The 18,945-nt window shown below is 61.5% G+C and carries 16 protein-coding genes and 1 tRNA gene; 11 read left to right on the top strand and 6 right to left on the bottom strand.

The features are described from left to right. The first annotated feature begins 74 nt into the window (after positions 1–74). Both DXH78_RS00725 and DXH78_RS00720 read left to right on the top strand, forming a co-directional pair. Positions 75–1,295 (top strand): ABC transporter permease, encoded by a 1,221-nt coding sequence (locus DXH78_RS00725; RefSeq protein ID WP_115515266.1) that lies wholly within the window; start codon positions 75–77, stop codon positions 1,293–1,295. Beyond that, positions 1,292–2,128: an ABC transporter permease gene (locus tag DXH78_RS00720; RefSeq protein WP_115515265.1), complete on the top strand. Its 837-nt coding sequence runs from the start codon at positions 1,292–1,294 to the stop codon at positions 2,126–2,128. The genes DXH78_RS00725 and DXH78_RS00720 overlap by 4 nt, the downstream gene beginning before the upstream one ends. Positions 2,129–2,147: 19 nt before the next feature. On the opposite strand, the gene DXH78_RS00715 is transcribed toward DXH78_RS00720, so the two are convergent. The 5 genes from DXH78_RS00715 to DXH78_RS00695 form a co-directional block, all read right to left on the bottom strand. Then, complete coding sequence (locus DXH78_RS00715) at positions 2,148–3,938, bottom strand: thiamine pyrophosphate-binding protein (RefSeq protein ID WP_115515264.1); 1,791 nt, start codon at positions 3,936–3,938, stop codon at positions 2,148–2,150. Positions 3,939–3,982: 44 nt separating this feature from the next. Beyond that, the gene (locus DXH78_RS00710; protein ID WP_115517649.1) at positions 3,983–5,362 is read right to left on the bottom strand and encodes an aminotransferase; all 1,380 of its coding nucleotides are present in this window, start codon (positions 5,360–5,362) and stop codon (positions 3,983–3,985) included. A 570-nt stretch (positions 5,363–5,932) separates the two neighbouring features. Continuing rightward, positions 5,933–6,007 (bottom strand) — tRNA-Val (locus DXH78_RS00705). Positions 6,008–6,116: 109 nt separating this feature from the next. Further along, complete coding sequence (locus DXH78_RS00700) at positions 6,117–7,421, bottom strand: coiled-coil domain-containing protein (protein ID WP_115515263.1); 1,305 nt, start codon at positions 7,419–7,421, stop codon at positions 6,117–6,119. A 171-nt stretch (positions 7,422–7,592) separates the two neighbouring features. Next, positions 7,593–8,198, bottom strand: a complete 606-nt coding sequence (locus tag DXH78_RS00695) for a DUF1134 domain-containing protein (protein WP_115517648.1) — start codon at positions 8,196–8,198, stop codon at positions 7,593–7,595. A 101-nt stretch (positions 8,199–8,299) separates the two neighbouring features. Between DXH78_RS00695 and DXH78_RS00690 the strand changes: the two genes are divergently transcribed. After that, positions 8,300–8,830 (top strand): YHS domain-containing (seleno)protein, encoded by a 531-nt coding sequence (locus DXH78_RS00690; protein WP_245416689.1) that lies wholly within the window; start codon positions 8,300–8,302, stop codon positions 8,828–8,830. Between the two features lie 4 nt (positions 8,831–8,834). On the opposite strand, the gene DXH78_RS00685 is transcribed toward DXH78_RS00690, so the two are convergent. Next, positions 8,835–9,671, bottom strand: a complete 837-nt coding sequence (locus DXH78_RS00685) for a 3'(2'),5'-bisphosphate nucleotidase CysQ family protein (protein ID WP_115515262.1) — start codon at positions 9,669–9,671, stop codon at positions 8,835–8,837. Between the two features lie 143 nt (positions 9,672–9,814). Here DXH78_RS00685 and chpT point away from each other — a divergent pair, with 143 nt between their 5' ends. From chpT to DXH78_RS00645, 8 genes are all read left to right on the top strand, one after another. Continuing rightward, entirely contained in the window at positions 9,815–10,450 is a 636-nt protein-coding gene (gene chpT / locus DXH78_RS00680; protein WP_115515261.1) for a histidine phosphotransferase ChpT, read from the top strand. A gap of 147 nt (positions 10,451–10,597) precedes the next feature. Then, positions 10,598–13,195: a hybrid sensor histidine kinase/response regulator gene (locus DXH78_RS00675; RefSeq protein ID WP_115515260.1), complete on the top strand. Its 2,598-nt coding sequence runs from the start codon at positions 10,598–10,600 to the stop codon at positions 13,193–13,195. Positions 13,196–13,204: 9 nt separating this feature from the next. Then, the gene (locus DXH78_RS00670; RefSeq protein ID WP_115515259.1) at positions 13,205–13,663 is read left to right on the top strand and encodes a chemotaxis protein CheW; all 459 of its coding nucleotides are present in this window, start codon (positions 13,205–13,207) and stop codon (positions 13,661–13,663) included. A 54-nt stretch (positions 13,664–13,717) separates the two neighbouring features. Beyond that, complete coding sequence (locus DXH78_RS00665) at positions 13,718–14,083, top strand: response regulator (protein WP_115515258.1); 366 nt, start codon at positions 13,718–13,720, stop codon at positions 14,081–14,083. Between the two features lie 95 nt (positions 14,084–14,178). Further along, positions 14,179–15,276 carry a protein-glutamate methylesterase/protein-glutamine glutaminase gene (locus DXH78_RS00660; protein ID WP_115515257.1) on the top strand — a complete coding sequence of 366 codons (1,098 nt, stop codon included), beginning with the start codon at positions 14,179–14,181 and terminating at the stop codon, positions 15,274–15,276. Further along, positions 15,273–16,154 (top strand): CheR family methyltransferase, encoded by an 882-nt coding sequence (locus tag DXH78_RS00655; RefSeq protein WP_115515256.1) that lies wholly within the window; start codon positions 15,273–15,275, stop codon positions 16,152–16,154. The genes DXH78_RS00660 and DXH78_RS00655 overlap by 4 nt, the downstream gene beginning before the upstream one ends. Positions 16,155–16,948: 794 nt before the next feature. Further along, positions 16,949–17,893 carry a retron St85 family effector protein gene (locus DXH78_RS00650; protein WP_147292549.1) on the top strand — a complete coding sequence of 315 codons (945 nt, stop codon included), beginning with the start codon at positions 16,949–16,951 and terminating at the stop codon, positions 17,891–17,893. Next, positions 17,890–18,858 carry a retron St85 family RNA-directed DNA polymerase gene (locus DXH78_RS00645; protein ID WP_115515254.1) on the top strand — a complete coding sequence of 323 codons (969 nt, stop codon included), beginning with the start codon at positions 17,890–17,892 and terminating at the stop codon, positions 18,856–18,858. The genes DXH78_RS00650 and DXH78_RS00645 overlap by 4 nt, the downstream gene beginning before the upstream one ends. The last annotated feature ends 87 nt before the right edge of the window (positions 18,859–18,945 follow it).

Genomic DNA, 18,945 nt, shown 5'->3' with positions numbered 1-18,945 from the left:
TCACCAAAGCGACAAGGACGCTGGCGGTTGCCAGCGTCCTTGCGCGGTTTTCGTCGCCTCTCGGAAATGGCGGAATGGCTGAAAACGCCGATCTCGTTCGACAGCTGCGGGCCTCAAATCGCAAGCGGCGCCTGGTTTCGCTCGGCCTGGTAGCGCCGCTGTTTCTGTTTCTGTTGTTCTCCTTCGGCTTTCCGATCGGCACTATGTTGTGGCGGGCGGTTGCCGATGAGGAGGTAGGTCGCGCATTTCCGCAGACGGTCGTGGCGCTAGCGAGTTGGCGCGGCACCGAGGCGCCGGATGAGGCAACCTTCCGAACCTTTGTCAGAGAGCTCAAGGAGGCGCGCGCCAATGAGACGCTGGCGCCGGCCGCCCGCCGCCTGAACTACGATGTGAGCGGTCTTCGCGAGCTGCTGTTCCGAACGGCTCGGCGATCGCTGGCGGCGGACTTGCCGTCGGTCAAGGACGCGCTGCTGAAGGCGGAACCTGCCTGGGGCGAGATTGCCTACTGGGGCGCCATTCGTAACGCCGCGGGTCCCGTGTCGATGTTCTATATGCTTGCCGCGATTGACATGCATATTGAGCCAACCGGTTCCATCTCTGCGAAGCCCGAGGAAGCTTCCATATTTATCGGAATTTTCGGACGAACTTTTGCCATGGCGTTGATCGTGACGCTGCTTTGCGTCGCGATCGGCTTTCCCGTCGCCTACCTGCTGGCGAGTCTGCCGAAGCGTCTAGCCTCGGCTTTACTGCTTCTCGTGCTCGTGCCCTTCTGGACCTCGCTTCTGGTGCGCACTGCAGCCTGGGTGGTTCTTCTCCAGAATAACGGCATCGTCAATCATGTGCTGGTCGATCTCGGTATTGTCAGTGAGCCGGTACCGCTGATCTACAATCGTTTCGGGGTGTTCGTCGCCATGACGCACATTCTGCTGCCATACTTTATCCTGCCGCTTTACAGCGTCATGCAGGGCATTTCGCCGAATTACATGAAGGCGGCGGCGAGTCTCGGCGCCACACCTTTGCGGTCTTTCGTGAAGGTTTACTTGCCGCAGAGTGCCGCCGGCATTACGGCCGGGTGCCTGCTGGTATTCACCGTGGCGTTGGGCTTTTACATCACGCCGGCGCTCGTCGGCGGCGCTGCGGATCAGATGGTGAGTTACTATATCGCCTTCTATACCAACACCTCGGCAAACTGGGGGCTGGCCTGCGCTCTCAGCGTTTGGCTGCTCGTCGCGACCTTCGCGCTTTACGCCGTCTACAGCCGTCTAGTCGGCGGCAGCAAGGGGCCGCTGCCATGAGCACGTTGGGCGGGTACCGCAGTTGGCAACAGCGTGTGGGCATGGTGGCGCTTTGGATGCTCACGGTCGCCGTGTTGTTGTTCCTGATAGTGCCGCTGATCGTAATCATCCCGCTGTCGTTCAGCTCCAGCGCCTTCCTGAATTATCCCATTCCGAGCTTTTCGCTGCGTTGGTACGACGAGTTTTTTACGTCCGCTGAATGGATTGGTGCGGTCAAGAATACGCTGATTGTTGGATCGCTCACCGCGATCCTGGCGACATCGTTGGGGACTATGGCGGCGCTCGGCCTCAATCGAAACGATCTTCCGTTCAAGAAGCTGATGTCGCTATTCTTCATAGCCCCGCTAGTCGTGCCGATTATCGTAGTCGCCGTCGGGACGTACTTCTTCTTCGCGCCGTTGCGGCTGACCGGGACTTTTACCGGCATCATCCTTGCCCATACTGCGATGGCGGTGCCGTTCGTGGTTATTACGGTTGGTGCGACAGTTGCGGGCCTGGATGAAAATCTGGTGCGCGCGGGCGCGAGTTTGGGCGCCCATCCGCTCCGGGTATTCTTCAAGATCACTTTGCCGATTGTCTGGCCCGGCGTTCTGACCGGTGCGGTCATTGCCTTCGCGACGTCACTGGACGAGGTGGTGATGATTTTATTTCTGGGCGGACCAGAGCAGAACACTGTGCCGCGGCAGATGTTCAACGGCCTCAAATACTATCTGAGTCCTACCATTACCGCGGCCGCCACGGTCTTGATCCTGGTGTCGGTGCTGATCCTGGCGCTGGTCGGCTGGCTCAGGCAGCGAGTTAAGCGGCTGCAGGTGCGCGAGGAGACGGCCTAGCGACCGCTAGCGTCATCTATCAACGACCGACGCGACCGGTGGGCGAGGCCTTCGCCAGCTTGGGCCGGGCGATATGCACGTCAATCAGATAAGGCCGGCCTTCGCGCACTGCGGCGAGGCCTCGCTTGATTGCCGCGTGGAGTGTCTCAGCGGTCTTTACCGGGCCTTCGCCATCAACGCCCTGCCCCTTGGCAATGGTCGCTAGGTCTATTTCTGGGTCGGAAAGCCGTTGACCAATCCAGCGATTCTCAAGTGGACGATCGCGGAAACTCGCCATGACGTTCTGATGAATCTCGTCGTTGAAGTTGGATTGGTTGTTGGCGACGATGAACAGGGCCGGGATACCGTAATGTGCGGCGGTCCAGAGAGCGGTCGCGCCCTGTAGAAAGTCGCCGTCTCCCATCACCGAGATCACCGGGCGGCCACTGCCTTTCAGCGCCAGTGCAGCCCCAATGGTGATTCCGGGGCCAGCGGCGAGTCCGGCGCCACCATCGTGGCCAAGGAAATCCAGCGGGTCGCGATAGTCATAAATGGTGCCGTCCCAGGTCAGCGGGATGTGCGCGACGGTGAATTTCTGCTGGCCGCGTTCGTCGGCCAGGGCTTTCTCGATATCGACCGAGGTTAGCTCGGCGCCGGTCGAGATCGTCGTGCTGGCGCCCGCGGTTGGATTTGACTGTTGACGTGGCACCGCCGCAGAGGGAAGACCGCGCAAGGCGGGCAGCAGCTGCGTCAGGAAGGCATCCGGATCTGCTTTGATGGTGCGATCAACGGCCGGGATGCCGAAATAATCCATGCTGGCGCCATTGTGGAGCGCCAGATCGAGCGAGACGTGAACCAACGATCCGGTGAACGCACCGCCGCTCGTTTCGACGTGCTGGATTAGGCCGCTCAAATCCACCCAGTCGAAACTGACGACCAGATCCGCGGCGGCCAAAGCCTGCTTGGCCTCGGACGAGATGGGATCGATCGGCGCGCCGACGTGGAGCGGATGTGCCGTCGGGAATACCGCGCGCTCGTGTTGCGAGGTTATAACAAGTGCGCTGTACGCCTCCGCCAATTCGACGCGGCGATCCCAGTCGCTTTGCAGACGGGATCCACGACCGAACAGGAAAACCGGACATTTCGCCTTTGCTATCCGGCGGGCGATGTCAGCGATGTCCTCCGGTGATCCGCTCGGTGGGTTCGCAGGTTCGTACCGTCGCGGATCGGGCAACGCGATGTCGCGGCCGATGGCCTGTTCCTGAAGGCCGGCGTCGAGGCAGATGTAGACAGGGGCCTGCGGCAGGTCCCGGGTCATGTGGGCGCCTTTCAGGAACGCCTGCACGATGCCCATCGGTGAACGCGGCTCGTCGTCCCACTTCGTAAAGTGACGGAGCATCGCTCCCTGGTCCTTGAAGGTATGGATCCAATCGATCCACGGGCGCCGGCGTTCGACCTCGACCGGGCCGGTAGCTCCGATAACCAGCATCGGCACGCGGTCGCACCAGGCATTGAAGATGCCCATCAGGCCGTGCATGAGGCCGACATTGCTATGCAGCGCGCAGGCCATCGGCTTGCCGGTAACCTTGGCGTAGCCATGCGCGATAGAAACGACGTGATCCTCATGCAGGCAGACCAGCATTTGCGGACCGCGATTGCCGAGATAGTTGACCAGGCTGTCCTCGAAACCGCGATAGCTCGCGCCGGGATTGATCGCGATATAGGGGATGTCGAGAATCCGCAGCATCTCGGCCGCAAGATCGCTGTTCCAGATCATTTCGCGATTGGTGCCGACGTTTTCAGGCAGTTCGACCGAACGAATTTCGACCATAATGCGCAAACCTTGTACGGGCGGAGGGCGTCTCGGGCTTGCGCCTAGGCGGCGCGATGCTTGTTTTTGGTGACCCAGTCTTCGGTGCTGCGAATGGCCGCGTCGAGGGTATCGAAGAGTTCGTTGATTTCCGCTTCATTGATGATCAGTGGCGGGCAGATGGCGATCGTGTCGCCGATGGCTCGGGTAATAAGGCCGAGTCTTTGGCATTCGCCGATGCAGTACATCCCAACGCCCTTGTTGGGCGTGAATAGACGTTTGGCGTTGCGGTCCGCGACCAATTCGACGCCGCCGATCAGGCCGAGCGAACGCGTGTTGCCGACGAGTTCGTGCTCACCGAGCCGCTTGACCCGTTCGGCAAACAATGGCGCCAGTTTTCTCACTCGTTCGACGATGCGATCTCGCTGGTAGATCTCGATTGTCTTCAAAGCGATGGCGCAGCCGACTGGGTGTCCCGTATAGGTAAAACCATGGGCGAAAACGCCGATCTTTTCGCTCTCCTTGATCATTGCCTGATAAAGCGGCTCTTCAATCGTGATCGCGCCGAGCGGGAAGTAGCCGGATGTAATGGCCTTAGCGACTGAAATCGAGCTGGGTTTCATGCCGAGCGACTGCGAACCGAACCAGTTGCCGGTGCGGCCGAATCCACAAATGACCTCATCCGAGACGATGCGGACGTCGTAGGCGGCGAGGACGTCGTGAATCTTCGGGAAATACGATGCCGGCGGAATGACCACACCGCCGGCTCCCATAATAGGTTCTGCGATGAAGCAGGCGACCGTGTCCGGTCCTTCGCGCTGGATGAGTTCGTCGAGTTCGCGCGCCATGCGGGCGCTGAACTCCTCTTCCGTTTCGCCAGGCGCGGCGCCGCGATAGAAATCGGGGCAACTGGTGTGGGCGACATTGCCGATAGGAAGATCGAAATCCGCGTGAACCGGCGGCAGGCCGGTCAGTGAACCAGAGGCCACGGTAATGCCGTGATAGGCTCGCATGCGGCTGATGATTTTCTTCTTCTTCGGCAAGCCACGGGCATTGTTGTAGTACCAGGTCAGCTTGACCTGCATGTCATTGGCATCGGAGCCCCCCGACGAGAACAGAACCTTGGAGGCCGGACCGGGCGCGATCTCCTTTAGCTTCTCAGCGAGTTCGATCGCGAGTTCGTGAGATTTTCCGGTGAACATCGAAGCGAAGGGTAGCTTGCGCATTTGCGCGGTCGAGGCTTCGATCAGTTCCTCGTTGCCGAAACCGAGCGACGTGCACCATAGACCGGCGAGACCGTCGATATACTTCTTGCCGGCGTCGTCAAAGAGATAGATGCCCTTGCCGTGGTCCAGGATCATCGGCCCGGTCTGTCGGTGCTTGCTGAGATTCGTGAAAGGGTGGACGAGTGTCTCGATATCCCGAGCGCCCATATTGCATGCTATTGCCATGTCACACCCATTTTCACGCCTGACCAATTTGGTCAGAGCTATATAGGTGTGTGATATTATATAGTTGTGTTAATGAATCAACTAATCCAAATGCCCGTCTTCGGCGTCTCCCTGCCTGGTTTTGCTAGGGTCCGAAGGGCGGATTTGGTGGTCTGCGCCTTCTTCGGCTGGCACGGGCCGCAAAAGCCGCCGGTGTTGTCGGTGGCTTGGGGCGATGCGGTTTAAGTGCTCAATGGCAAATCTCTTGCTTCTATGATGCTCGTCCGCGAGCCGACGGCGCAGAGCTCGCTCTAGCTTCGATCGGTCGGCGCCCGATCTTGACGCCAACAGAGGTCTCTTTGATTACAGTGCTGCAACTCGACATCATCACGGCCCATCCGCTGCCGGTGGATGCCCAGCGCCTGGACAAGGTCACGTGACGAGGCGGTCGCCACTGCAAGGCGCTAGCGAAAGGGCTTCTGCCGAGGTGAGCTTTTCCGATAGCACCAAGCCTGGACGCGCGTCCGCCAACTCCCAGGGCGCGCCCTACCGGAGATGGCACAAGTATCTGAGAGGACGAACAAATGGTGGGCGGTATAGGGATTGAACCTATGACCCCACCCGTGTGAAGGGTGTGCTCTCCCGCTGAGCTAACCGCCCGGCCATTCAGCCGCGCGATATAAGGAAGCCCACGCCGGGGTGTCAAGCGAAGTGGCGCAAATCTTTGGAATCGTTTGCCAATACTCGACTTAAGACAGCCGACAAAGCCTCAGTTTGGTACCTTCTGCTCGTCGGCCGTCAGTCGCGACGCTTGGGTTTGGAGGGCGCGTATGCGGTCGGCGAGATTGCCGGACACCTGACCTTCGGTCATGACTCCCGCCGCGGTCATGACGCCCGCCGCGGCTGACGGTTGCGGCGACAGGCCGTGCGGCACGTCCGCCGCCAGAATGGCGTCGATCGGCGAATTCGGTCCTTCCAGCACCGAGGCCAGCCGCGCGATCTCGGCGGCGACGTCGTTGATGCGCTCGCGCATCAGCGAATTTTCGATGCGCTCGGCGGCCCAGTTCTCTTCCGTTTCGCGCTTGAGCGCGCTCATTTCGCGCAGCGCGCGGTCGCGCTCGTCCTTGGTGCGTTCGTTTTCGGCGAGGAGCTGGGCGTTCTCGGTGCGCAGCTGCTGCGTCGCCGCGTTGGCGCGGGCGTCGAGTTCGGCAACGGCGGCACGCAGGTCGCTTTCGATCTTGCGCGCGTTTTCCATCTCGCCGCGCATCTGCTTGAGCGCGGCATTGCTCTCGGCGAGGAGGCGAACCTGTTCGCCGAGGCGGTTTTCCATGTCGGCGGCGCGGCGGCCGAGGATCTCGGCTTCGGTGGTCTGGGCGACAAGGGCGTGTTCGAGCTCGCCGACGCGGCGGCCGAGATTCTCGACCTTGCCGCGCTCTTCGGTCAGTTCCTGCGTCGCCGCCTTGAGCTCGACGCGCTCGGCGTCGCGGCGGTCCTCGACGATGCGCAGGTCGTTGCTGGCATTGTCGAGCCGGTTCTTGAGCGCATCGACCTGGGTCTTGAGCGCGACCAGATCGACCTTCTGCGCCTCGTTGAGGCTGGATTGTTCGTCGAGCGCCGTGGTCATGCGCGCGAGCTCGGTTTCCTTTTCGGTGAGCGCGCGCTGGGCATCCAGCATGGCGCTGGTCTTGACCGCGAATTCCTCTTCGGTGATGCGCAGCTGATCGCGCAGCGCCTTGTCGCGCGCTTCGAGCGCGAAAATGGTGGCGGTCTTTTCGCCGAGTTCGATCTTCAGGCGGTTGATGGCGTCGCCCTTCTTGCCGAGTTCGGCAAGCTGGCTGGTGCTCTTGGTGCGCAGGCCTTCGACCGCGACTTCGAGGCGGCGGGTCGACATGGCGAATTCGGCGCGGAGCTGGTCCTTGTCGGCCTGGATTTCGGCCATCGACAAAGGCGTGGCCGCCTCCAAGCGGCGCATGGTGAGCCGCACGGCGCGGTTATGCACCAGCGGAACGACGACGAGGCCGACCAGGGCCGCGACGAAAAACCCGATCCCGAAATACATGATCGGTTCAATCATGGAACGACGCCTCCGAACGCAACGCCTCGCCCGTCTATCCCCAAACGGACCATGACACCGGCCAGGTGGGGATGCCAGCAATGCTACAGATTAACCTAAACCCGCGCGTTCGTCCTTAACGCCCGCGCCGGCCGACGCAGGGGGCCTAGCATTGGGGGCGTTAAGAAAGGGTCAGAAGGGGTTCCAGGTCGCCTTCGGGGTAAACTTCAGGTAGCCGATATTGGCGCCGAGCCGGAGGCCGACGCCGGACCGGATCGGCACCAGAACAATGTTGTTGGCCGTCAGCGCCGTCATGCCGAAGCCGCCGATGAAATAGGCCGAACCGTCGACGCCGCCGAAACGCTGATAGATCGCGTCGGTGGCGGGCAGGTTATAGACCAGCATCATGGTTCGGGCGCCTTCGCCGCCGGTGTCGAAGCCGATCGACGGGCCTTCCCAGAACACCCGCAGGTCGCCGGCGTTCTTGGTGTAGAGCGTGCCGTCGCCATAGCGCAGGCCGACGATGAAAGCGCCGGAGCCTTCCTGACCGAGAATGTAGCCATTCGGCTGGCCCCAGCGGCCGACCGCCTTTTCCACGACCTGGGCAAGCCCGCGCGATACCGTCCCGAAGAACTGGTGTCCGGTCGAGACGATTTCGTCCACCGTGAAGGTGCTGTTGTTGCGCTGCTGCTGAGGCGCCGGCTGAACCGGCTGCGGCGGCGGCGCATTTTGGGCCTGGGCTGCCCCCGCGAGGAAAATCCCGAAGCTCAGGGCTGCAAATCGCAACGAGGCGCGCATCGAAGGCTCCATGGCAAGGGCAGTTGGCCCGGTTGACTGCGTTTACGCCACGCTCACGCCGGGGCTCTATGTTGGCCGGCAAAGCGCATCGAATCGGCCTTATGTCCCTTGGAACTATGACGGTAGCGCGGCAGCAAAAAAAGTGGCGGCTTTCGGCCGCAACGGCGGTGGCCGAGGCCATTTTTGCCGCTTTTCTCGTTTTTGCCGGTCCTTCATGGGACGCCACGGCCGCCGACACGCTGGAGCGCGTCGTGGTCGATCCGGCGAGCGGGCTTGCCATCAGCGGCTTCGATCCGGTCGCCTATTTCTCGCGCGGTCAGGCGGTCCGGGGCCGGCCCGAACTCGAACGGCGTGTTGGCGGCGTGATCTGGCGCTTCGAGAACGAGGGCAACCGCGCCGTCTTTGCCGAACAGCCCGAGATCTACGGGCCGCAGTTCGGCGGCTACGATCCGGTGGCGATCGGCCGCGACACCTCGGTTGCCGGCCATCCTCAGATCTGGACGATCAAAGGCGAGCGTCTTTATCTCTTTTATGACGAGGCCGCGCGCGCCGAGTTTTTAGCCGATCCGGAACGCATCATCGAGCGCGCCCGGCAGAAGTGGCCGTCGGTCGCCTATATGATTCCGCGCTGACGGTTCAGCGGCCGCACAGAGCCGGCAGCCCGCGCGGGTCGCCGATCGCGATAAATCCCGGGATGCGGAATTTGCCGGCACTGTTGCCGAAGCGGAGCGTATCTCCCGCCGGAGTTACCACGGCGCCGCCTGCGGCGGACAGGATGGCGCAGCCGGCCGCGATGTCCCATTCGCAGGTCGGCGAGAAGCGGGGGTAGATGTCGGCATCGCCTTCGGCCAGATGACAGAATTTCACCGACGAGCCGCACATGTAACGCTTGCCGACCGGCAGCCGGGCGATGAAGGCCTCGGTCACGTCGTCGAGATGGGTGCGCGAAGTGGCGACGGCAATTCGTACCGGCGCCGGCCGCGGGTGGATGACTTCGGGGCCATAGGCCTCGGCGACGCCGCCCGACAATTTCAGTCGAAGCCGTGTCGCGCCGAAACCGACCACGCCGCGCCAAAGCCGTCCTTGAGCCGGCGCGGCGATGACGCCGGCGACCGGCTGGCCTTGCGTGATCAGCGCGATGTTGACCGTGAACTCATCGCGGCCGGCCAGGAATTCCTTGGTGCCGTCGAGCGGGTCGACGCAGAAAAAGCTGCCGTTCAGTCCTGCCGGGATGCGGCCCTTGGCGACGCTCTCTTCCGCGACCACCGGCACGCCGGGACACAACCGCTCAAGACCTTCGAGGATGATGGCCTCGGCGGCTTCGTCGGCGGCTGTGACCGGCGACAGGTCGCCCTTGGTGTGCTGTTCGACCGCGGAGAAAGGCACGGCGAGCGTCGCGGCGCTGGCGCGGGCGGCGAGGGCGGTGATCTCCTCGATGAGCCGTTCGGCTTGCTGTGGCGAGATGTCCTGCACGGGGCGTGATCGCGTCTTTTGGACCTAATTCGAAGGGCTTTTGCGTCCTTGGCGGTCGCGGATGTGCGGTGTATCACGCAGGCAGAGCCGATGCGACAGCGATTCGCCCGTCTCGATAGAAACCCTCGCGCGGAGGCCGTCCCATGTCCGGTTCATCAATCGAAGCGCTCGATCTTGCGGCCTTGCTCTGTTCGCGGGTCTGCCACGACCTGATCAGCCCGGTCGGCGCCATCGTCAATGGCCTCGAAGTTCTGGCTGAGGACAAGGACGAGGAAACGCGGGCCTTCGCGCTCGAATTGATCAAGAAAAGCGCCAATACCGCTTCGGCCAAACTGCAGTTCTGCCGCATCGCTTTCGGCGCCGCCGGCTCGGCGGGCTCGCAAATCGACACCGGCGATGCCGAGAAAATTTCGCGCGGCTTTCTGGAAGACGACAAGACCAAGATTGCCTGGAATATCCCGCGCGTCCTGATGGGCAAGAACCGGGTCAAGCTGCTGCTCAACATGGTTCTGATCGCCAGCCAGGCGATCCCGCGCGGCGGCCAGATCACGGTCGATCCGGTCGGCGAGGGCGAAGCGATCGGCTTCAAGATTACGGCGACCGGCACCAACGCCAAGGTGCTGGCGACCGTGCCGCCGCTGCTGGCCGGCGAGGTCGGGCCTGAGGGCGTCGACGCGCATAAAATCCAACCGTTTTATACGAACCTGCTGGCGCAGGCCTGCGGCCTGAAAGCGTCGGTCGTGATGGACGGCGATGCGGTGGTGGTCAGCGCCGGTTAATGGCCGTTCGGCGCGGTTAATAAAGCGTGAACGACCGCGCCATTTAGATTTCTGAAACCAAAATTAAACCCTTCATCGCCCAAACTGACGGCGCTTCCGACGGGGAGCGACGCACGGGTTCGCGCCCGTCGATGAAGGCCTTTGTCCATGGACGATCTGCTTCGGGAATTCGTCACCGAGACCAATGAGAGTCTCGACGTGGTCGACGTCGAACTCGTGCGTTTCGAGCAGGATCCGAATAATGCGCGGATTCTCGACAATATCTTCCGTCTCGTTCACACGATTAAAGGGACCTGCGGTTTTCTCGGCTTGCCGCGTCTGGAGGCGCTGGCGCACGCTGCCGAAACGGTGATGGGCAAGTTCCGCGACGGCCTGCCGGCCACGCACGAAGCCGTCTCGGTGATCCTCGCCACCATCGACCGCATCAAGGAAATCCTGGCGGCGCTGGAGCGCGACCAGTGCGAGCCGGATGGCTCCGACAGCGATCTCATTGCCGATCTTGAGAGCATCGCCGAGCGTACGAAAAAACCGATGCCCCGCACCGCGGAAGAGGCGACCGAGCAGGCGCTTGGCCGGCCCTTGCGTCCGGGAGAGGTGTCGCTCGATGAACTCGAGCGCGCCTTCCGCGAAACGCCGGTTGACCCGCGAGCGGTGAAAACGACCAAACCCGCGGCGGAGGACCCCCCGAAGGACGAGGAAGCCGTCAGGGCATCCGCGCAATCGATCCGCGTTACCGTCGATACCATCGAGCACCTGATGACGATGGTGTCGGAGCTGGTGCTGACCCGCAACCAGCTCCTTGAGATCGTGCGCCGGCACGACGATTCCGAATTCAAGACGCCGCTGCAGCGCCTGTCGAATGTCACAGCCGAGTTGCAGGAAGGCGTCATGAAGACGCGCATGCAGCCGATCGGCAGCGCCTGGCAGAAATTCCCGCGCATCATTCGCGATCTGGCGCACGACCTCGGCAAGGAAATCGAACTCGAACTGCAGGGCGCGGAAACGGAACTGGATCGTCAGGTGCTCGACCTGATCAAGGACCCGCTGACGCACATGCTGCGCAATTCGGCCGATCACGGGCTCGAAACGCCGGCCGAACGCCGCGCCGCCGGCAAGCCGCATCAAGGCTATATCCGCCTGTCGGCCTATCATGAAGGCGGCCACATCATCATCCAGCTGTCCGATGACGGCCGCGGCCTGAACACCGCGCGCATCAAGGCCAAGGCTCTCGCGCAGGGCCTCATCTCGGAAGCCGAAGCCGAGAAGCTGTCGGACGCGCAGATTCACAAGTTCATTTTCGCCGCAGGCTTCTCCACGGCGCAGGCTGTCACCGCCGTGTCCGGCCGCGGCGTCGGCATGGACGTTGTGCGCAACAATATCGACCAGATCGGCGGCACCATCGATGTGAAATCGGTGTCCGGGCAGGGCGTCAGCTTCACGATCAAGATCCCGTTGACGCTGGCCATCGTCGCGGCACTCATCGTCGAGGTCGGCGGCAGCCGCTTCGCCATTCCGCAATTGTCGGTGATCGAACTGGTGCGCGCGCGCAAGGGCGGCGATCACCGCATTGAGCGCATCAAGGACACCGCGGTATTACGGCTGCGCGACAAGCTGTTGCCGCTGGCGCGTCTGTCGAAACTGCTCGGCATCGAGGGCAAGGATGCCCTCGAAGGCGGCTACATCGTCGTCACCCAGGTCGGCAACCAGACCTTCGGCATCGTCGTCGATGGCGTGTTCCACACCGAGGAAATCGTGGTCAAGCCGATGTCGAGCAAGCTGCGCGACATTCCGATGTTCTCCGGCAATACGATTCTCGGCGACGGCGCGGTGATCATGATCATCGACCCGAACGGCGTGGCCCGCTCGCTCGGTACGGCCGTGGCGACACAACTGGCCGCGGCCGAACGCGCCCAGGCGCAAGATCCAGAGAAGGCCGACGCCGATATGACGTCGATGCTGCTGTTCCGCGCCGGCTCAAGCCAGCCCAAGGCCGTGCCGCTGTCACTGATCACGCGGCTTGAGGAAATCGACGCGCGCAAGATCGAGCTGTCGAACGGCCGCCACATGGTGCAATACCGCGGTCAGTTGATGCCGCTGGTCAGCATGACCGACAAGCCGGTGCGCAGCGAAGGTGCGCAACCGCTGCTCGTATTTTCCGATGGCCAGCGTTCGATGGCGCTGGTGGTGGACGAGATCGTCGATATCGTCGAGGACCATCTCGACATTCAGGTCGGCAGCGGCAATCCCGGTGTGCTCGGCTCCGCCGTCATCAAGGGCCATGCCACGGAAATCGTCGATGTTGCGCATTTCCTGCCGCTCGCTTTCGAAGACTGGTTCCGCCGCAAGGACGATACGCGCCGCGAGCGCCAGCGCACCGTGCTGCTGGTCGATGACTCGCCGTTCTTCCGCAACATGCTGATGCCGGTGTTGCAGGCCGCGGGCTATGCCGTTGCCGCCGCCGGTTCGGCGAAGGAAGCACTGGCCCTGATCGAGGCCGGCAAGACGTTCGACAGCGTCGTCACCGATATCGAGATGCCCGAGATGGACGGCTTTGAACTCGCCGAGGCGCTGCGCGCCGATCCGCGCAGCGCCACGGTGCCGGTCATTGCCTTGTCGTCGCAGGTCTCCACCGACCTGATCGAGCGCGGCCGTCGCGCCGGTCTTCATGACTATGTCGCCAAGTTCGATCGCCAGGGCCTGATCGCGTCGCTCATGGAGCAGACCGGCATGGGCAACGCGGCATAAAGGCGGGACATGATCGACGAAACCACAGACCGCACCGTCAACGAATATGTCACCGCCATGGTGGGCGGCGAGCTGTTCGGCTTGCCGATCGGCCGCGTGCAGGATGTGTTTGTCCCCGACCGGGTGACGCGCGTACCGCTGGCGCCGCCGGAGATCGCCGGCATTCTCAACCTGCGCGGCCGCATCGTGACGCTGGTCGATCTGTGCCACCGGCTCGGGCTCGAGCATCGTGACCCGTCGGTGATGGCGATCGGCGTCGAGCTCAAAGGCGAGTCCTACGGGTTGATGATCGACCAGGTCGGCGAAGTGATGAGCCTCGACGTCGCCGATTTCGAGCGCAATCCGGTCAATCTCGATCGCAATCTCGCCGCCGTGACGTCCGGCATCTATCGCCTGGAAAGCCAATTGCTGCTCGTACTCGATATCGATCGCGTCCTCGATATCGGGCGCGGGGCTGCCGCCGCCTGAAACAGAAACACGCAGGATTTGCCCGCCGCAACCCAAGATGACGAGGAAACAATCATGAAAACCTGTCTGGTCGTCGACGACTCCAGCGTCATCCGCAAGGTGGCGCGCCGCATTCTGGAAGGCCTCGAATTCTCCATCGAGGAAGCCGAGGACGGCGAGCAGGCGCTCGATGTGTGCCGGCGCAAGCTGCCCGAGGCGATCCTGCTCGACTGGAACATGCCGAAGATGGACGGCTACGAATTCCTGCGCATGTTGCGCCGGATGCCGGGCGGCGACGCGCCGAAGGTGGTGTTCTGCACCACCGAGAACGACGTCGCGCATATCGCCCGCGCGCTTCATGCCGGCGCCAACGAGTACATCATGAAGCCGTTCGACAAGGAGATCGTCGAGGCGAAGTTCCAGGAAGTCGGCCTGATCTAGGCGTCGCAAGGAACAGTCCGACCGTGCCCGACCCGACGACGATCGCGCCTCTTCAAGCGGCAACGGCCGCGAGCCCTGCGCCGTGCCTGCGCGTCATGATCGCCGACGACGCGATCGTGGTGCGCGGCCTGTTCGCGCGCTGGATCGAGGCCGAGCCCGACATGACGCTGGTCGGGTCGCTGCGCAACGGCCGCGAGGCGGTCGATGAGATCGAGCGCATCAAGCCGGACGTGGTCATTCTCGACGTCGATATGCCCGAGCTCGACGGCATCTCGGCGCTGCCGCAGCTTCTTGCCAAATGCCCCGGCGTCACCGTCATCATGGCGTCGACGCTGACGCGGCGGAATGCCGAGATCAGCCTGCGCGCGCTGGCGCTCGGCGCGACCGACTACATCCCGAAGCCGTCGAGCCAGAACGATATCGGCGCCGCGCCGGAATTCCGCCGCGACCTGATCGAGAAGATCCGCCAGCTCGGCCGGCGCGGCCAGCAGCGGGCGGCCGGACTCGCCCCGGTCACCGACGCGCCGTCGCTCGTGCCGCAGGCGAAAGCGCCGCATCACTACCTCGCGCCGCACACGCCGATCATGCTGCGGGCGATGCCGGCGGCCGTGCCGCGCGTGCTGCTGATCGGCGCGTCGACCGGCGGGCCGCAGGCGCTCGGCAAGCTGATGGCCGACATCGGCCCCGTCATCGACCGCGTGCCGGTGCTGATCACCCAGCACATGCCGCCGACCTTCACCGCCATTCTGGCGGAGCATCTCGGCCGCCTCAGCAAACACCCCGCCCGCGAAGCGGTCCACGGCGAGGAGATCGTGCCCGGCACGATCTACATGGCGCCCGGCGGCCGCCACATGAGCGTTGCCCAGCCCGGCGCCGCGCCGGTCATCGAGATCGTCAACTCGGCGCCCATCAATTTCTGCAAGCCGGCAGTCGACCCGCTGTTCTCCAGCGCCGCCATGGTGTGGGGCCCGCGCGCACTCGCGGTGGTGCTCACCGGCATGGGCCATGACGGGCTCGCCGGCGCCCACGACATCGTCCATGCCGGCGGCCATGTGCTGGCGCAGGACGAAGCCTCGAGCGTGGTCTGGGGCATGCCGGGCCAGGTCGCGCTCGCCGGGCTGTGCTCCGCCGTGCTGCCGGTCGACGACATCGCCGCCAAACTCAACCGCCTTTTCGCCGCGGAGTCCGCATGAGCCCCGGCGACTTCGACTTCCTGCGGCGATATTTGCACGAGCGCTCCGGCCTCGTGCTCAATGCCGAGAAGCAATACCTCGCCGAAAGCCGGCTGATGCCGCTGGTGCGCAAGCACGGGCTGGCCTCGCTCGGCGAACTCGTCAATCGCGTCCGGCTGATGCCGTCCTCGCCGCTTGCCATCGAAACCGTCGAGGCGATGACGACCAACGAGACGTTCTTCTTCCGCGACAAGGTGCCGTTCGAGCATTTCCGCGACACCATGCTGCCGAACCTTCTGGCCGCGCGCGACCGCGACCGCCGCCTGCGCATCTGGTGCGCCGCCGGCTCGACCGGGCAGGAGCCTTATTCGCTGGCGATGGCGATCAGGGAAATGGCGGCGAGCGACAAGGGCGCCGCGCTCAACGGCTTCCGCTTCGACATCCTCGCCACCGATCTGTCGGGCGATGTGCTCGAGCGTGCCCGCGCCGGCACCTACAGCCAGTTCGAGGTGCAGCGCGGCCTGCCGATCACGCTGCTGCTGAAGTATTTCACGCAAACCGGCGATGTCTGGCAGGTCTCGCCCGAGCTGCGCGCCATGGTGCAGTTCCGCACGCTCAACCTGCTCAACGACTTCACGCCGCTCGGCAAATTCGACATCGTGTTCTGCCGCAACGTGCTGATCTATTTCGACCAGCCGACCAAGACCCAGGTGCTCAACCGCCTGGTGAAGCAGATCGCCGAGGACGGCTATCTGGTTCTTGGCGCTGCCGAGACCGTGGTCGGCCTCACCGATGTCTTCAAGCCGGTGCCCGACAAGCGCGGGCTCTACGCGCCGAACCTCGCGGCGAAGGAAACCCCGCCCGCGGTGCGCAGCGTGGTGCAGCGCCGGGCGCTGTAGTTTTCGCGGGTATCTGTCCGCCTCATGGTGAGGAGCGGCCGCAGGCCGCGTCTCGAACCATGGGGCGGCCTCATCCTTCGAGACGCCCTCGCTTTGCTCGGGCTCCTCAGGATGAGGCCGATTGGGCGCTTCGGATTTTCTTTTCAAACCGCAGGCGGGCATCATCGCCCGCATTCGACGCGGCTCGCGGCGCTCATCAGGATGAAGCGGGTCTAGCCCCGTCATTCCGGGGCGCGGCCCAAAAGCGCGTTTACGCGCGTCTTCGACGCGCTATGGGCCGCGAACCGGGAATCCAAACGCCGCAGCACAGGGGATATGGCTTCTGGGCTCGCGGCCTTAACGGCCGCGCCCAGAATGTCGGACGATGATTCATCAACAGCATTGTTTGAACGGCCGGGCGGGGCGCATTCCCGGACCTTTCGTCTCAGCGCCTTCGATAACTCCGAGGCGCAACGGGACGGCTTTTGCCCCTGCGAAGCGGAATTGCGCCAAGTTTGTTGGTTGGTGCCAGGGCCGCAGTTTTTTGTGGACTTCTGCCGGGATGCCTTCGCCACGCCTGTTATCAGATTGACCGAAACAAGTTGCGGATTTAAAAAAAGAAACTCTTTACGCGTTTCGAATCTGTTTGGGTAACCAAGCGGGTTCTCGTCGGGCGCTTAGCCAGACATAACGTTATTGTGGAGGTTTATCGGGATGGTGAGGGTCGGAGAGCTTATCTCTCGTCGCTCTCGCTCCTCGCCTGCGGCCGATAAGCTCTCCGACCCTCACCATCCCTTCAACGGTAAAGAGCGCTTGTGGTCGCCGAGCTGCAAAAACTTTATCGAGATTTGAACCTCGACAAATTGCGCGTAGCTCGGCCGTCGAAGTTCATTTTTTTGTGCGGTGGGGTTGTAATAAGACAAGGCGGCTCTCGCGCGGAAAATCTTCGTGATTATTTGTGCCGAGTTCGGCCGTTACGTTTGCGTCATGAGATTGTGCTAGCCGAGAAAGCAGTACAGCTTTACCGTGATACTGCTTACGGTGATCTAATTTCGTTTGAAGAGGATATTGCGCGGATAGCTTCTATTGTTCTTGTCATTGCGGAGAGTCCGGGCGCCTTGGCTGAACTGGGTTCGTTTTCGTCCAATGAAACCATTCGACAAGTTTTGAGAGTTGTTATTCAAGAGCGCTATGAATCTGAAGAGTCGTTCGTTCGATTTGGTCCTATCGAGCGAGTTAAAAAGTCAAAGCGAAGCTATTTGGGCGTGTATCCGTGGAAGGTTCGTCGGAGTGGGCAACTCATCGTATCGACTGTTAAGCCCCATTTCAGGGAAATTAAGAAATTTATAAATGAGCATGCCGATGCTGCGCCTCTATCGGCAGCTTACTCTCAAATATCAGAGTCGGCTCTTTTTTATTTATTGTATTGGATAATACATCTTTGTCTTGCCGTTGAGCAGACTAATATTTTTGAATATGTGCAGTCCCTCGATTCGTCTGTGACGAAAGAGGATGTCGTCAATAAGTTATACTGTATGAAGCTGGCGGGCTGGGTAGGTAAGGTTGCTTATTCAGGCAAGGATTACCTGTATACACTTCATGACGTTGATCCGTTTGACTATAGCTTTAAGTCTGATGTCACGGACAAAGACAGCGTGAGACGAAAGCTTTTTGTGGCCAAGGCTCTACGAAGCTTAGAGTCGGTGCCGCGGCATGTGCTCGAGATGGCCACTAAAGCCAGAACCGGGGGCGCTTCGTGAGCTTGCTGACAGAATTGGTTCAAGAGTTCGGCCTTGGGCAATCTGACCTGTTGCGTATTATTGACACTGCTCCGGCGCGATACAGTGTCTATCCAATTAGGAAAAGAAATGGAGGCTTTCGTACGATTGCTCAGCCCTCTCGTGAGGTGAAGGCCATTCAGTATTACATTCTTGAGAAAAAGCTGGGTGTTTTTCCTGTTCATCCTAGCGCAATGGCGTACGTGAAGGGGCGGAACATCCGTCAGAATGCCGCTAGTCATGCCAGCTCTGGACCCATTCTCAAGCTCGACTTTCAAGAGTTCTTTCCATCGATTGGCGTTCGTGACTGGGAGAGATTCGTAAAATCTCATCCGGTTGACGCGATAGATCTGTCTGATTTGAAATATTACTCAAAAATTTTATTTTGGGGCCAGCATCGAAAATCGAATGTGCCTAAGTGTCTATCAATCGGTGCTCCTACGTCGCCGATAATATCTAACATTTTACTTTATGATCTGGATGTGAAAATGAGTGCTCTCGCTGAGCTTCTGGGCGTTGTCTATTCGCGTTACGCTGACGATATTACCGTGTCAGGGCAGTGTGTTGACGAAGTGTTGGAGTTTGAGCGGCTCGCTCGTCGAGAAGTCAAGTCTGCAAAGTCCCCGAAGCTAACGTTTAATGAAGAGAAGAGGGGGCTATATTTTCGGGGGCAGCGTCGTCTTGTTACTGGATTGGTTTTGACGCCCACTGAGCGTGTCTCTCTAGGTAGAAAGCGAAAGCGGACGATTTCGTCACTGTTGCATAAATCCACGCTCGGCCAATTAGATCCGAAACGTCGGGGCTACCTGAAAGGTTTATTGGGGTTTTCAGTCGCCAATGAGCCAGAATTTCTCGGGCGCTTACGTAGGAAGTATGGCGACGAGGCTGTGAATGCGGCCCTCGTATACTTTGTGCCGAAACGTATCGATCAAGAAGCGTTATTCTGACCAAGTATTTGGAGTCGTAGCGACTATGCCCTCCCTCTTCACCTACTCCTCCCTCTTCCTCACCACGCTGATCGCCGCGACCATCCT

This window comes from Undibacter mobilis (genome assembly GCF_003367195.1).
GTDB classification, from domain to species: Bacteria; Pseudomonadota; Alphaproteobacteria; order Rhizobiales; family Xanthobacteraceae; genus Pseudolabrys; species Pseudolabrys mobilis.
The sequence above is the reverse complement of the archived record's forward strand: the minus strand, read 5'-3'. Positions and strand labels throughout refer to the sequence as shown.